This window comes from Candidatus Zixiibacteriota bacterium (assembly GCA_021159005.1).
Lineage (GTDB): Bacteria > Zixibacteria > MSB-5A5 > UBA10806 > 4484-95 > JAGGSN01.
In genome coordinates this window covers 18,033-34,273 of sequence record JAGGSN010000054.1, presented here as the reverse complement: position 1 = coordinate 34,273, position 16,241 = coordinate 18,033, and the positions used below count along the sequence as shown (strand labels likewise).

Annotated in this window: 11 protein-coding genes; 8 read left to right on the top strand and 3 right to left on the bottom strand. The window is 41.4% G+C overall.

Features of this window, described 5'->3' with window-relative positions:
• The first annotated feature begins 512 nt into the window (after positions 1-512).
• From J7K40_03640 to J7K40_03620, 5 genes are all read left to right on the top strand, one after another.
• Positions 513-2,351: a bifunctional homocysteine S-methyltransferase/methylenetetrahydrofolate reductase gene (locus J7K40_03640; protein ID MCD6161491.1), complete on the top strand. Its 1,839-nt coding sequence runs from the start codon at positions 513-515 to the stop codon at positions 2,349-2,351.
• A 342-nt stretch (positions 2,352-2,693) separates the two neighbouring features.
• Positions 2,694-3,767: a hypothetical protein gene (locus J7K40_03635; protein ID MCD6161490.1), complete on the top strand. Its 1,074-nt coding sequence runs from the start codon at positions 2,694-2,696 to the stop codon at positions 3,765-3,767.
• A gap of 266 nt (positions 3,768-4,033) precedes the next feature.
• On the top strand, positions 4,034-5,554 hold the full coding sequence (locus J7K40_03630) for a hypothetical protein (GenBank protein MCD6161489.1): 1,521 nt from the start codon (positions 4,034-4,036) through the stop codon (positions 5,552-5,554).
• A 221-nt stretch (positions 5,555-5,775) separates the two neighbouring features.
• Positions 5,776-6,462 (top strand): tetratricopeptide repeat protein, encoded by a 687-nt coding sequence (locus tag J7K40_03625; GenBank protein ID MCD6161488.1) that lies wholly within the window; start codon positions 5,776-5,778, stop codon positions 6,460-6,462.
• Between the two features lie 385 nt (positions 6,463-6,847).
• Complete coding sequence (locus J7K40_03620) at positions 6,848-8,959, top strand: glycoside hydrolase (GenBank protein MCD6161487.1); 2,112 nt, start codon at positions 6,848-6,850, stop codon at positions 8,957-8,959.
• Between the two features lie 182 nt (positions 8,960-9,141).
• Here J7K40_03620 and J7K40_03615 read toward each other — a convergent pair whose 3' ends face one another.
• Positions 9,142-11,643, bottom strand: coding sequence for a leucine--tRNA ligase (locus J7K40_03615; GenBank protein ID MCD6161486.1), 2,502 nt, complete (start codon positions 11,641-11,643; stop codon positions 9,142-9,144).
• Positions 11,644-12,125: 482 nt separating this feature from the next.
• Here J7K40_03615 and J7K40_03610 point away from each other — a divergent pair, with 482 nt between their 5' ends.
• Genes J7K40_03610 through J7K40_03600 form a run of 3 tightly spaced genes read left to right on the top strand, consistent with a single transcriptional unit; the run spans position 12,126 to position 12,969 of the window.
• A complete protein-coding gene (locus tag J7K40_03610; GenBank protein ID MCD6161485.1) occupies positions 12,126-12,356 on the top strand; it encodes a hypothetical protein in 231 nt (76 codons plus the stop codon).
• Positions 12,350-12,574 (top strand): hypothetical protein, encoded by a 225-nt coding sequence (locus J7K40_03605; protein ID MCD6161484.1) that lies wholly within the window; start codon positions 12,350-12,352, stop codon positions 12,572-12,574. Before J7K40_03610 ends, J7K40_03605 begins: the two co-directional genes overlap by 7 nt.
• The gene (locus J7K40_03600; GenBank protein MCD6161483.1) at positions 12,547-12,969 is read left to right on the top strand and encodes a T9SS type A sorting domain-containing protein; all 423 of its coding nucleotides are present in this window, start codon (positions 12,547-12,549) and stop codon (positions 12,967-12,969) included. The genes J7K40_03605 and J7K40_03600 overlap by 28 nt, the downstream gene beginning before the upstream one ends.
• A 450-nt stretch (positions 12,970-13,419) precedes the next feature.
• Here J7K40_03600 and J7K40_03595 read toward each other — a convergent pair whose 3' ends face one another.
• On the bottom strand, positions 13,420-14,922 hold the full coding sequence (locus J7K40_03595; protein MCD6161482.1) for a hypothetical protein: 1,503 nt from the start codon (positions 14,920-14,922) through the stop codon (positions 13,420-13,422).
• A gap of 388 nt (positions 14,923-15,310) precedes the next feature.
• Positions 15,311-16,129: a DMT family transporter gene (locus J7K40_03590; GenBank protein MCD6161481.1), complete on the bottom strand. Its 819-nt coding sequence runs from the start codon at positions 16,127-16,129 to the stop codon at positions 15,311-15,313.
• Positions 16,130-16,241 lie beyond the last annotated feature (112 nt).

Genomic DNA, 16,241 nt, shown 5'->3' with positions numbered 1-16,241 from the left:
AATATTTCATGCCTGTCCGCCGACAGGAGGAATAAAATTTCAGAAATCGATTTTGGTTCGATGATTATCCATTTACGTCATTCCCCCGCCGCGGCGGGGGAATCCAGAAATCCGCCAGTGGCGGACGGGGCTGTTAGTTAACTCAATGGTGGATGACAAAAACACCGTGCCCCCGTGTCTGCAGACAGGCGGGCGCCGGCAGGCAGGAGCTGTCAGCATGACCAATCTATGGATTCCCAATCAAGTTGGGAATGACGCGGGCAGTGTGGGAATCACGCGGGCAGTGTTAGAAATGATGCGGGCAGTGTTGGGAATGACATCACTATAGCATCCGCCTAAGGCGGACAAAAGGCCGGACAGTAGTGAAATCAAATCTTTATAATTTTGAAATGAGGGTGTCGGATTACCACACCTGACAATTTCCCAACATAAAAACAAAATATAATAATGAATCTCCCATAACATTCGATATATCTATTGAACGGATAATAATTAAACGGTAAAATCAAACTATGACTGAAACATTTCACGAAAGACTGGAAGCGGGCATCATAATTTGTGATGGCGGCATGGGGACTTATCTTAACCAAAAAGGTGTTTCCTACGATCGCTCATTCGATGAGCTAAACCTCTCCAAACCCGACCTTATCGGGCAGATTCATCAAGAATATATCAATGCCGGCGCAGAAATAATCGAAACCAATACGTTCGGCGCCAATATGGTAAGGCTGTCATCTTATGGTCTGGAAACTAAGGTGAGGGAGATTAATATCAAAGGCGTCAAAATTGCCCGTGAAGCCAGAGACATTACCGGCCAGGATGTACTCGCTGCCGGTTCAATCGGTCCCCTTGGCAAACATTTACAGCCATACGGTAAAATCAGCCATGAAATAGCTTTTGATGTTTTTACCGAGCAAATCGAGTCTTTACTTGAGGGCGGAGTCGATCTTTTTATTATCGAAACCATGTCCAATTTAATCGAAATGGAGCTGGCGGTAAAGGCGCTGAAAAAAATCACCGATTTGCCGATTATCGCCCAGATGACATATACTGCCGAGGGGAAAACCCTGCTGGGCAATTCGCCTGAGGATGTGATTGCTCATCTTGCCCCGCTGGGGGTTGATGTAATCGGCGCCAACTGTTCGGTCGGGCCTCAGAAAATGCTTGAGGTTATTGAGGTATTAAGCGAATTAGGCACGAATTATATTTCAGCTCAGCCCAATGCCGGTTTACCTCGTCTTTATGCCGGACGTTTCGTTTATTTTTCATCTCCTGATTATTTTGCCGAGTATGCCAAAAAGTTTGTCGAAGCCGGCGCTGCGATAATTGGCGGATGCTGCGGTACTACACCTGAACACATAGCCGCGGTTGCCCGGGCTTTGAAAGATATTCATCCTATCCGTAAAGAGCAAAAGACGGCTATAACTGTAAAAGCAAAACCAACCGCAGAAAAAACGGCGGAAACCAAAGCGGTTTCGCCTTTTTTGGAAAAGCTTTCCCGCAAATTTGTAATCTCGGTCGAACTTGACCCGCCCAAGGGAACCAATCCTAAAAAGCTTATCCGGGTAGCCGGTGAGCTTAAAGAGGCTGGCGCTGATGCGGTAAATATTGCCGATTCGCCTATGGCGCGGGTGCGGATGTCCTGCTTGGCTTTAGCTTACCTTATCAAGGCTAATGTCGATATCGATATTATCCTTCACAACACAACCCGCGACCGTAACCTGATGGGGCTTCAATCAGACCTGCTCGGCGCGCATGCGGTCGGCATACGAGATATTTTAGCTCTGACCGGCGACCCGCCATCGCTTGGCGATTTCCCGAATGCCACCGCCGTGTATGATGTCGATTCAATCGGTTTGGTAAGTATTATCAGCAAGCTGAATTCCGGCTATGATTTTTCAGGCAATTCAATCGGCAAGCCGACACGCTTCTCGATAGGAGTAGCCGCCAACCCGACTGCGCCTGACTACCAATTGGAGATGGATCGTCTCCGGTGTAAAATTGATGCCGGCGGTCAGTATATTTTCACACAGCCTATGTACGACCTTGATACGATTAACGGTTTCTTAGACAGCATGTCCAAAAATCCCTTGCCGATTATACTGGGTATTCTGCCGCTGGTAAGCTACAAGCATGCCGAGTTCATGCATAACGAGGTGCCGGGTATTATAGTGCCTGCGGATATCCGGCAGCGGATGAAAAAAGCCGGCGATAAATCGGCTGTTGAGGGCGCCGCAATTGCGATGGATATAATCGATAAGATAAAAGGCTCGGTAGCCGGTTTATACCTGATGCCATCCTTTGGCAAATTTGATGCTTGCATTAGTATTGTTAAGGAGATTGTGGAGTAAGGGAGAGGCTTGATAAAGACACCATTTGATGTGTAGATTATTATATCTTGAATTCAGTTAGCTTATAAATCAACATATTAGGGTTTAAAAGATAAACTCATCTGTTAGGTGAGGTACCTGCGTAGGAGCGTATTGCATACGCCCTCTTGTTATCAAGCAGCGCTTGGCAACAAGAGGGGTTCATTGATTTGTCAAAAATATACGTTCCGGCACACAGGCAGCAAAACAGACCGGATACACAGGCAGCACATTTTTAAAGTAATTTCAACAAAAACAGCAACAAAAGAATTACTATTATATAAAACATTTATTATACTGCCAGCAGATGGTTTTGGAAATGGATTGGAAAAATATCAAGGCAATAAACTGATGGCAATAAAACTCGGATACTATAGCGAAAATATCATAACCCAAAAACATTTCATATTGCTAAGCCTGCTCTTTTTATTCTTCATCATTTCCTGCGTAAAAGATACGCCCCTTAATAACGGTCCGGGTTATAATACCGGTATGATTGCCTATACCGCCTATGCAGATTCATTGGCATCGGATACGGAGATATTTTTAGTCAATATCTATGACTATACTCCCGAATCGATTAATATCAGCAATAATATCGCCAATGACTGCTATCCCTACTGGCTGTATGATAAAAGCGCTTTTATCTATATCTCATCGGGAAGCATCGGGTCAGCATTGTATAAAGCAGACCCGGTTAGTTTGGAGAATTATGTGTTTCACTCAAGCAATGATTCAATTCATAAGATAATAACCTCGCCCGCCGAACCCAAGTTAATATATTTCAAGTCTATTCCCAATAATGATGAAATCAATGTCAGCGTTTTGAATATAGATACAGGTGTTTCCTCTCAACTAAGCAATATATCGCGGAGCGGCAATTATCATGCGGCTTGGTCTGTCGATGGTCAGAAAGTTGCCGTCAAAGCCGGCGTTGTTCATGTATACGATAATGAAGGACATCTTCTTTATTATATCCAAAATATAGTGGGGGACTATTATGAATGGGACGAAACCGGCAAAGGTTTATACTCGATTCATGCCGGCAATCTCCTCTATTCCGACACCCTGAAAATAGACACATTAATAAGCGGGATGAACCTGACTTTTCCGGCAATATCGCCCAACAGACGGTATTTAGCATGTGTTGCCCAGTCTGAGCTGATTGTAATCGATATTGGTTTTAGAGACTATCAGACAGTTAAGCAAATCACGCTTCCCCAACCGCTTGTATTTGGCGATAGGCGAATTGTCGACTGGTCGCCCGACAGCAGAGAAATATCATTTATCGATTATCAGGGCAGTCACTATAATATATTTACAGCTTCCCAAAGCAGTTTTTATCCGGTTGAGCAGGTTACGGATGATGCAGTTGTTCCCAAATCGCTTTGCCAGTAGATTAATCGCCTTAAAAGCCGTTGTTATATTGGCTTAATTTTTAGCTGTCAAAGCAAACAATAATAAGCTTCCCAATCTTATGGACCATAGTCGATTCGCAATTGATGAACCTTGAAATTCTTAAATTCCTTTAAAATTAGCTTGACTGCATCATCTTACATAATTATTATAAACTTCTGAATTTACTCATTGCTATGCTGTAAAATAGTAAATCAGGCGAAAGGGTAAAGAGAAAAAGTGATTTTGATAAAAATTAGGAGGATTTTGTGAAGTGTTTCAATGTTAAAGCATCCCTAAAGGATTCAATAGGTTTCGGGATTAAAATATTTTCCGCAGTTCTTATTATGCTGTTCGCTATAACCGGCTGCGGTGATAATGACGACATTACAGATGTTGTAAAGCATCCCCCGACAACGCCAAGCGAGCCTTATCCCGCTAATGGAGCTACGGATTTAAGTTTGGATTTAAAAATTACATGGCTTTGCAGCGATATTGATCTGGACACCTTAGTGTATGATCTTTATTTTGGCAATGAATCCGACCCGCCGCTTTTCTCGGCACAGCAAAAGACCTATAGCTATCGTTTTTATAGTTATGATACCTCATATGCGCTCGAACTCGACACAACTTACTATTGGAAAGTTATAGCTAAAGAGAGGGTAATATCCAAAATTGATTCTAATCGAGTGTACGATGTTGAAGATGATGATTCTATCTGGGTTTATGTTACCGACACTACTTGGGGTGAATCGGCTGAAAGCGAAATCTGGAACTTCTCGACCAGCAGGCTTTATTTAGACACCTTGCATATGATTTATGACACCGGAAATGGAAGCACACCGGGTAATGTTAATAAAGTGTTTGTCGAAAGCGACAATAACAGCCTTATCTATATTGCTGATGACAACTTCGGCTTGCGAGTAGTCAATGTTGTCGATACCATAATTTTATTAGGCGGCACAGACTCTATAACCGTTAAAACGATTCATCAGATTGGCGCGTTTGATGGGAATATTGCTAATTATACTGTCCGAGATATAACAGTTTCCGGCGATCGAGCCTATCTTTCAGGTCCCGGAGTGATAATAATCGATGTAACTAATCCCGCAAGTATGATTGATACTTATCATGATGCCCAATCATATTATGATCCAACACCATCCGGCGAAGATGATATTTTCTATGCCTCCGCTGTTAATGATGGTAATAGCTATGTTTTTACAGTTAATGGCGACAGTTTGTTTGCGATTGATATTGGCACTGATGAATCTGACCCGACGGTCGTAGGAACCTGGCCTACTCCCGGAACCGCATATGATATATATTTAAGCGGCGATTATGTTTATATTGCCGATGCGGATTCCGGTCTGCAAATAGTTGATATTTCAACTCCTGAAAATCCGACTCTGGCAGGAAATTACTCGTATACCGCTGCAGATTCAGTTATGGGTGTTTTTGTTGATGGCAATACCGCCTATTTAGCATACGGCAAGGTTGGTCTTGTGATGGTTGACATTACAGACCCGACTCAGCCAGCAATTATCGGAAGCCCTATAACTTTACCGGGCGAGAATGAAACCGGTTTTGCAAAGGATGTCCATGTTCATGGTGGTTATGCTTTTATAGCCGCTTATTTCAACGGCGGTTTACAGGTTGTAGATATTGCTGAAGCATCTGTTGTTGCCAGTTATAATACAAAAGGTGGAGCATCCGGAGTATTTGCTAATGATGATTATGTTTATTTGGCGGATAGATGGCCGGGTTTATTGTTGTTTGAATTTAAATAATAATAAATGCTGTATTAGTTAATAGCGTAAGATAATTAAGAAAGTTAGCTTAAGAGATAAAAGGCGTCTTTTGATCCAACAGGAGTTATTAGACGCCTTTTCTATTATGATTAGCGAAATACAACTCAAGGCGAATGATGATTTTATAGTTAAAATTACCTTGCCAAGCAGACGATATATGTATAGATTTTAAGATTGCAATAATTAAGAAGGAGGTCGGATTGAGCCCCGAGAAAAGAATTACGAAACAGCAGATGAAGGAAGATAAGCTGGTCAATACAGCTTTTAAAGCTTCTGAATATATTCAACAAAATAGAAACATTTTCATTGGTGGAGCGGTAGCAATTGCCGCTATAATAGCGATAATTTATTATATTAATTACAGCATCCAGAAAAAAAGCTATGATGCAGAGATATTATTCGGCAAAGCTCAGCTATCTATGGCGATGCGGCAGCCCGCCTTGGCTATTAATCAATATAATACAATAATTGATGAATATGAATCAACCATATCGGCAGACCGCGCTTGTTATAATCTGGGCAAGGTATATTTTGACCAGAATAATTGCGATAGCGCGATATTTTATTTCGATAAATATATAAACGAATACGGCAAAACCGCAAGGCTTCTTGTGGCAGCGCATGTCGGCGCCGCGAATTGTTTTGAACAGCAGAACAATTTTGAAAAAGCTGGCGATTATTATTTCAGCGCCGCCGAATTATCAATGGATGATGATTATTCGCCCGGCTATTATATGGCGGCTGGCAGAGCTTTTAACAATGCCAAGCAATTTGACAAGGCCCAAAACTCCTACCAGCAGATTGTAGACAACTACAATACTTCAAGGTTTGCATCCCAAGCAAAAGAAAAACTGGTTGAGGCAAAGTATAGAGTTCAGGTTGATTAACCTGTCTGGTTGTTGACTACAGACTGTTTATTTATACATTTATCAATCGGAATTAATAGCCGACCCTTTCAGAGTCGGAGCGAGTTTAAAAAGCCCGCCTATTAAAAACCCCAATAGGGTAGTACGGCAGCAGTTAACGGACGACTCATACCTATTTTTATGTTGTGTCAGTTCGTAGTCCGCCTAAGGCGGATGAACTGAAATATTTTACTTGCTAAGAAAATCGGCAGGTCATTTTTAATATGGTTAATATCTATCTTTTCGGAAAAACTCCTGAAAAATTAGCTTGCAAAACCATGCCGTATTTAGATATTTTTATCATTGTGGAGAAAGCGATGATTATCTTTCGTTATATAATTACAAAATCAAATAAAGGGTCAGCAAATTGAAACTCTGTATCCTGTGGCATATGCATCAACCGTTCTATAAAGACCTGCTTACAGGTCGTTATCTTATGCCCTGGGTGCGTCTTCACGGCACTAAAGACTACTATGATATGGCCGCTATACTCGATAAGTTTCCCGATATAAAACAAACCTTCAATCTCGTGCCATCGCTTCTAGAGCAAATCGAGGAATACGGCAGGGGAGAGGCTGTAGAGGATCACTTAGAGCTTTCCCGTAAAACTGCCGACACCTTAAGCGATACAGACAAACATACGATTCTTGCCGAGTTCTTCAAGGCAAATTATGAAACTATGATAGAACCTGTAAGAAGGTATAATGAGCTATACAAATCAAGAAACAATGATATTAGTGATTTCACAAAACAGGACTGGCTCGACCTTCAAGTTCTTTCAAATCTTGCTTGGATTGACCCGATTTTCAAAGATGATAAGCCGATAAAACACCTTCTTAAAAAACAAGAAAAATACACTGAGGATGATAAAGAATTACTGTTTAAATTTCAGCAAAAGCTTATGGGTAAAATAATCCCTTTGTATAAAAAGATGGCTGTTAAAGGACAGATAGAACTATCGGTAAGCCCGTATTTTCACCCGATATTGCCGCTTCTTTGCGATACTGAGATTGCTCGCCAATCTGTGCCTTTGATTTCGCTTCCGGATAACCGTTTTACTCATCCTGAGGATGCCGCAGAGCAAATAGCAACGGCAATAGAATATTTTAAAATAAAGTTTGGTTATAAACCGAAAGGCATGTGGCCATCTGAGGGATCTGTTTCGGAACAGATTATCCCTATTCTCGTCGATGCCGGCATTGAATGGATTGCCACTGATGAAGAGATATTAGCATTAAGCCTTAGCAGAGGGATAAGAAGAAGCGGGGACAACCGGATAATTAAAACCGGCGAATTGTATCAGCCATATAAAATGACTATCAAGGATAAAAGTCTTAGTATTTTCTTTCGCGATCATGTCCTCTCAGACCTGATAGGTTTTGTCTATTCACATATGGAGCCTGAAGCGGCAGTTGATGATTTTATCGGCAAGCTGGAAAATATCGACAAGAACTTTCGCGCTAATCACGATCATGAACCTGTAGTCTGTATCGCTTTGGATGGTGAAAACGTCTGGGAATATTTTCCCGATGATGGTCATGCGTTCCTTGAAACGTTATATACGCGATTATCAGAGCATCCATCAATTAAAACGATGACTTTTTCAGAAGCGATTAAAACTACTGAACAAATGTGTTCGTTGGGTAAACTTCACCCGGGAAGCTGGATAAATCATGATTTCGGTATCTGGATAGGACATCCCGAGGATAATAAAGCCTGGGATCTCCTGTATGATGCCCGTCAAGCCCTTGAAAATAAGATAAAATCGCCCGATAAAGCAATCTCTAAGGAATCTCTTGACTTAGCCAAGAAAGAGATATTTATCGCTGAGGGTTCAGACTGGTGCTGGTGGTTTGGTGATGAGCATTCCAGCCCGGATAATGACCGTTTCGACCGGCTTTACCGAGCGCATCTGATGAATGTCTATACGATTTTAGAATTGGATATTCCGCCGGAGCTGTTTAAACCTATCAGAACTGATTATATCAGAGCGCACCTCACAGAGCCGATTGACTTTATCAAGCCTAAGCTTGACGGCAAGATTACGCATTTTTATGAATGGGCGAATGCTGGCTTTTTCGATTGTCAGAAAGCTGGCTCAACTATGCATAAAGCCGACCGGAAGCTTAGCGCAATTTATTACGGCTATGGTAAGCGCGGCGAGGTATTTTTACGTGTTGACCCGACTTTCGGAACGGATATTAAACATATGATTGTAAAATTCCAGTTCACTAAGCCGGAGGGTTTTGAGATTATCTGTAAAAACGGTTGTGTCAGCTCTAATCAAAAAACCAACTTTATAAATTGTCGTATAGGCAGCATCTTAGAGCTTGGGTTTCATATAAAGGATATAGGCGGCGAGATGTCATCGTTAAAAGTCAAGGTATTTGATGGTGAGAACGAGATAGAAAGGTGGCCTGTAGTAGACACAATTCCGATAAGGCCAGATTTATCGGATAGCCAATTTTGGATGGTTTAGCTTATTTTTAATTGCATATATAGCGTCCTATAAGATATATTATGTATCGTATTTAAGGAATAATATATATTATTCCTTAAATGCTATTTAATACCCTCTTCTTCTCCGGTTTAAATTATCTTGATATATCTTAAGCAGCTGACGATGTTGTGTTGCATTTTTAATGCTGCTTCTGCCTGCATTCACTTCACAACAATATTCGCTAATTTCCCCGGCACAAATATCTCTTTGATAACCGATTTATCTTCAAGATGACGGGATACCTTCTCATCCTTTTTAATCAGTTCCAGAAAATCATTTTTAGAAATATCTTTGGCAACATCAAACGAAGCCCGAAGCTTGCCATTAATCTGAGCCACCATTGTTATAGTTTGCTTAATCAGAGCTTTATGATCATACTCAGGCCAACTGCTTTCGAATATCGATTTATAATTAAACATGTTCTCAATAGGATTTTTTAAACGCGACCAGAATTCTTCCGAAAAATGCGGAGCGAATGGCGCCAGAATCTGGATATATTTCAGAAGCGAGTATCTGAACAATTCGGATTTATCGCCATTCTCCGAGCGATTATACAGCAAATTTAAAAACTCCATCATAGCGGCAATAGCTGTGTTGTAATCGAGCGAATTGATATCCTCGCCGACTTTCTTGATGGTGTAGTTCAAGTAATACTTTAGCTCATCGTCATTACTTGTTATGTTATTGTATGATATGCCGTTTATTGATTTAATGTCATCCAAATATTTTTCCATCAAGCGATAGACTCTGCCCAAAAATCTGGCAACCCCGCTTATACCAGAATCATCCCAATCGCCGCCTTCGGTGTAGGAGCTCATAAACATCAGGTAGATTCTAAATGTATCCGAGCCGTACCTGTCGATAAAGCTATCCGGGTTGATAACATTATCCTTAGATTTCGATATCTTAGCTCCTTTAGTGGAAATAATTCCCTGATGCCGCAATTTCAGAAACGGTTCATCAAAATCGATATAACCCAAATCATGCAGGACTTTAGTTATAAACCGGGCATAAATAAGATGAGTGCAGGAATGCTCGGCGCCGCCGACATAAAAATCAATCGGCAGCCACTGCTTTACTCGTTTGGGATTAAACATACCTTCGCTGTAATTAGCATCGGGATAACGCAGGAAATACCAGGCTGAATCCACGAAAGTATCCATTGTCTCAACCGATCTTTTCGCTGGCTTGCCGCATTTCGGGCATGGCACATTGACAAACTCATCAGAACGAGCCAGCGGTGATTCGCCCTCTTCTGTCGGGCTGTAATTATCGATATCAGGCAGAAGAACCGGCAGGTCGCTTTCCGGTACTGGCACCTCACCGCAGGCATTGCAGAATATTATCGGTATCGGCGCTCCCCAGTATCGCTGACGGGAAATCAGCCAGTCGCGCAGACGGTAATTCACCGTGCTTTTACCCATTTTATTTCTTTCGAGTTTGGCGGTTACATTTATCATGCCATCCTCTGAAGATTGCCCGCTAAAATCGCCGGAGTTTATCATCACGCCGTATTCCTCGTATGCACATTCAGACAGATCTACCTCAGACTTGCCTTTCGGAGCTATCACCGGTTTGATTGGCAGATTAAAATTCGTGGCGAACTCCCAGTCTCGCTGGTCATGACCGGGAACTGCCATAACTGCGCCGGTGCCGTAGGAATACAGCACATAGTCGGCAACCCAGATTGGGACGCTATCGCCGTTTATCGGATTTATACAGTAGGCGCCGGTGAACACGCCGGTTTTTTCACGGGTAGCCGACATGCGGTCAATATCCGAGGCTTTACGTGTCTGTTTCTGATATTCCTCAACCTGCTGTTTGTTATCAGCGGTTGTTACCTTTTCTACAAGCGGATGCTCCGGAGCCAGCACCATGTAAGTTACGCCGAAAAGAGTGTCGGCACGAGTAGTGAAAATCGGTATCCTCTCCCCCGTTTCCTTGTGTGTGAAAATTATTTCACTGCCGACAGATTTGCCAATCCAGTTTTTCTGCATGGTGATTGTTTTCGACTGCCAGTCAAGCTTCTTATGGTCAGCCAACAGACGGTCGGCATAGTCGGTGATTTTGAAAAACCACTGGGTCAGGTCCTTCTTGGTAACCTCAGATTCGCAGCGTTCGCACAAACCATCAAGAACCTGCTCATTGGCCAGCACCGTATGGCATTTGGGGCACCAGTTAACCGGCGCTTTTTTGCGATAGGCAAGCCCATTTTCAAACAGCTTGATAAACAGCCATTGCGTCCATTTGTAGTATTCAGGGTCGGAGGTGGCGAACTCGGAGTTCCAATCTATCATCGAGCCGATTTGCTTAAATTGCGAACGGAAATAACCGATATTTTGCTTGGTCGATATTGCCGGATGCACTTTATGTTTGATAGCAAAATTTTCCGCCGGCAACCCAAAAGCATCATAGCCGATAGGAAAAAACACATTATAGCCCTGCATCTTTTTCAGACGCGCCCAGGTATCGGTTGGCCCATAATTGTACCAGTGTCCGATATGCATCTTTTCGCCTGATGGATAGGGAAACATCACAAGAGTATATAATTTCTTCTCAGTATCATCGAGATTGGTCGTATATAGACCTTTTTCGCTCCAGATTTTCTGCCATTTAGGTTCAATCTCATCAAAGGGATAGTGTTTTGGGGGCTTGCTTTTCATTTTGTACCTCTTGCTGCCATATCGTTTTAAGATTTACATACGGTACGGTAATCAACATTGTTGTATAAAAAATCTAATCGTCAGAATGACGGAAATTATAACCGTTATTCTGATTTAAGGTTTTATTATATAGGTCGGTTAAGTTGATGTCAACTGCTATTTGCGGGGGAAATATTGTTATCTAAACTCGTAGGGACATCCGCCAATGGCGGACGTCCCTACTCACGGCGGTATATATCACCCTTCCTGTGCTGGCATCCGCCTTAGTTGTAGGTCAGGAGTCTCAGACTCCTGACTATTTAAGGACATTAGCTAATAGTTTGAAATAAGCTTATATGTTTTTATAGGATATCCCAAAATAGGCAGGTCTCGGGGAGACCTGCCCTGCTAATATATTGACAACTGATTCCAATATGTTATAATGATATAAATAGATTAGGAAAGCCTTAATGTAACTTTTTCCATAGCCTTTGGGAGATATAATGTTTGCTCAATCAAAACAATTGATGGTTTTAGCGGTTGTATTCGTTGTGCTGGCTTATCTGCCGGTTTCAGCGACAATTATCAATGTGCCGGCAGATTACGACACTATTCAAGCGGCCATTAACGCCAGTTCAGATGGCAATACGGTGCTGGTAGCAGAGGGACATTACTTTGAGCGAATTAACACTTCTATGGCAAAGGTATTTTTCTCACAAGCGAGTTTATGTTAGATGGCGATACGATGCATATTCAGAATACTATTATTGATGCTGATACTTTGGTGTTGGGTGTTGCAGATACTAGGAGTGTTGTTTGTTTCTTAAATGAGGAGGATTCGACTTCAGTACTTCAGGGATTTACTATACAGAATGGAATCGGTACTAATGCTTTTCTTCAACCTAGATATGGTGGTGAAATATTTTGCTACTATTCCAATCCTACTGGCTGACTGAAAACTCGCCATGTGTTGAAGCCAGATGTGATTCGCTGGGCAATCCCGATAGCACTGTTAATATTGGAGCTTTTGGAATTGGCTGTGAAGAACATTTAGATATTTCTGATAGAAATATTGTTTTACCTTACAGCTTTACTTTATCCCAAAACTACCCCAACCCATTCAACCCGACAACCACAATCTCATTCGCTATCGAGCATCCGCAATTCGTAACGCTCAAAGTCTACGACTTGCTTGGCAGGGAAATTCGGACGCTTATTGATGGGGATAGACAAGCAGGACAGCATACCGTTCCATTTGACGCCTCGAACTTATCCAGCGGGATGTACTTTTATCATTTGCAGGCTGGCGATATGGCTGAGTCTAAGCGGATGGTGTTGTTGAAATAGCAGAAACAGCCTACCAAGATAACCTGTGCTTTTTATGCCAGCTGTCGGAAGTAACTTCCGACAGCACATATAAACCGACAGCACATAATATAATAGCAGAAAAGTGTACCGGAAACCATGTGCTGGCATTAACGTGGTTGGTGTACGTCCTCGTGCACCAATAGGCGATGATATGCAGTTAGCAAGCAGGGCAGGTCTTCCCAAGACCTGCCATTTAATAGGCAGAAGTCGGGGACTTCTGCCCTACTATTTCTGTCGGAAGCAACTTCAGACAGCACATGTATAAGTCATTAATTTGTAAAGGCTTCGCGTAGGAGCGTCCGCCATTGGCGGTTACGCCCCTACGTGCTGCAAAGTATCTGAGGGGTCCGCCTTAGGCGGATGCAACCCACATAAAAAAAGGGCTGCCGAAACAGCCCTTTCAAAATATCTAATATTTATCAAATTAGCTTAGAAAAGCATTCCTACCGAAAAATAGAGACGTGAATACTCCAACTTAGTTGGATTTAAATAAACTGTATTGTTAAGAGTACCATTAGGATCACTTAATGGTCCGAAAGGGCTATTGTAAGAATCTGAATTGTAATAAGTTTCAATTTCTACCGGGTCATACTCGGATGAACCAAACTGATAGGCAATATCAAACCAGATTTTCTCGAATTTTAGGCCGGTACCAAATGATATCAGGTAAGTATTTAGCTGGTCGCCAAATGTTATGGAGTCTTGTACGGTAATGTCATGATTTACATATAGAGAATCTATATAATTTTCCGTATAATCAACGATTCTGGAGTAGGATTTGGTCAATCCGGGAAGGTTTTGAACACCTGCTCTTAAGGGTACTTGAGCGAAACCGGCATCCATTAAATACTCGACGCCAAATCTCATCTGAGTCAAATCTTCCCACATGGGACTATAATTATCAATATCTGTCCATAAATCGGATTCAAGATCAACATCAATGGTGATTTTTGAAAATGGCTTATGTTCAAAATCAGCGGCTACCGTTAAATTTTCCATAGGCATGTAAGCCAATCCGCCGGCGAATGTCATCGGGAATTTATGTTTTGCTTCTAAGCGATTGTATAATCCAAAACCAACAATACCATTGTCGTCAGTTGGCTGCTCTAAAAACAGCACGCTCTGGTTTAATGTAAATGGAGTAGATACAGTTATACCGGCTTTGACCATATCAAAATCTAATAATATGCCTAAATCGAAATTAATACCCGAAAAAGTCGATTTATCCCATTGGTGACTTATGCTTGAATCGGTAGAATCAGCCTGACTATAATCATCTGCTGCGAAATTAAGCCATCTATTTTCTCTGTAGCCTCTTATGAAAACATTCATATTTAGTCCCATTGCTACATTTGGGTGAGGATTGGCAGCAATGGCCACATTAATAGCGTCAATTCCTCTGTTTTGTTCTGCATTAACGTTGCTCTCAATATCTAAAGTGTCGTCATTATTTTTAAGTGTAATAAAATTATAATCTGGTGTGATCAAATTATAATGGAGGTCATAGACGGTTCGATAGCTGCCGCCAAACCACCAATCTCTATCGAGATAGGTAAATGGCGCAACTGCGCCCGCCTGAATTAATCTTGTATGTTCACCGTCGATATCGCAATTGCCCATAAAAGAATTGCCGGCGATTTTATCGCGAGAATTGACAACGTCCAGAGACATCAATGATTTATTTGTATATATCATTGTTGCAGGATTTAGAAAAGAACTGAAGCCATCATTACCGAAAGCGAGATGAACACCGCCCATCGCTTTTGATTTGGCGCCAAAACCGGATGAGTTGAAATCATAGAATGCATCCAAATCAGAGATATTGCTTAATCCCCTGAAACCAAAATCATAAGTTGTCTGCTCATCATTCTGAGCGAAAGCAATGCCTGTTGAAATTAGCAGCGCAATAGCTATGCAAAATAATTTTCTCATCAATTTATCCTCCTAATTATCCAATCGCCTTACTTGCAGGGTGTTTTCAAACCCACCCCAAAACCATTTAACTATTATCACCTCTTCCCCCATGTTATAAAACCTGACTAATTTAATTAAACTTGTCAGCCTATGCAAGAACTTTTAACAGAAAAGATTCATCTTCCTTGCTGATAAAATAAAATATAAAAATATTATACAAATACAGCATCCTGATATATGTGGCTGGTGTACGTCCTCGTGCGCCAGCTAGCAGTAGAAGACATATGCCAACTACAATCATAAAAAATATATTCAGCTCCTTGCTGACAATTGAGTTTCAAATTATTATATTTAAAAAGCATCTTGATATTAATACAATTATTACTGATATTTATTCCCGCAAAACCTATCTATCAGATACCTGACCATATCTCGAGCCCATGATTACGCCGAAAACAATCAGTGCTATCCCTAAAATTCCTAAAATACCGATTGATTCGTTAAAAATAAAAAAGCCAATAAACAAGGCGTAGATAATGCCTAAGTAATTGAAATTACTGATGTTGGATGCCCTTTCGAGATGGTACGCTTTGGTCATACAATACTGCGCCGCCGTAGTGGATATTCCTATGCCGATTAATATCAGAAACTCAACAAAATTCGGCATAACCCAGCGTGGGATTGCATATATCGAGACAATTGGAATTGTTACCATCGGGAAATAAAAAACCACTATCAGGGGATGGTCATAGTCTTTGAGCTTGCGTATGAAATTATAAGCCAGTCCCGAGAAAGCAGCGGCTGTGATGCCTATTATAAGGTCAAATCCCGATACTCGATGATCAAAGCCTTTAATCATAAGAACGCCGATAAAAGAAACAAAGAAAAATAGCCATTGAATCGGTCGAGCCGGTTCGCGAAGCATTATTCCGGCGATAATTATTGTAAATATTGGCGATAAATTCAATATTGTTACGGCGCTGGCTAATGGCATATTTTGAAGAATATAGAAATATGTCAGCAGAGCAACAGTGCCTGTCAATCCCCTCATTATGAGCAGACGCTTATTGTTGCCCCAGGGGTTTAAGCCCTCTCGACGGATTAAAATATAAACGACAATTAGTGTAACCAGCGCTCGAAACATAACAATCTCGGAAGCTGGTATATAGGGAATGAATTTAACACCTGTGTTCATAAGAGCGAAGAATAATGTAGTGGCTATAATATATTTAGCGCCGAGGGAGACATTCATATTTGCTATTCGCTTGTCTTTATATTAACCATAAAAAATACTGCCTCAATCCTGTTTCACAGTTTATTAAAACTGATACTTATTA

Coding starts and splice junctions, on each gene's coding strand:
- J7K40_03640 (MCD6161491.1), top strand. CDS start 513: ATGACTGAAACATTTCACGAAAGACTGGAAGCGGGCATCATAATTTGT.
- J7K40_03615 (MCD6161486.1), bottom strand. CDS start 11,643: ATGAAAAGCAAGCCCCCAAAACACTATCCCTTTGATGAGATTGAACCT.
- J7K40_03610 (MCD6161485.1), top strand. CDS start 12,126: ATGTTTGCTCAATCAAAACAATTGATGGTTTTAGCGGTTGTATTCGTT.
- J7K40_03605 (MCD6161484.1), top strand. CDS start 12,350: ATGTTAGATGGCGATACGATGCATATTCAGAATACTATTATTGATGCT.
- J7K40_03595 (MCD6161482.1), bottom strand. CDS start 14,922: ATGAGAAAATTATTTTGCATAGCTATTGCGCTGCTAATTTCAACAGGC.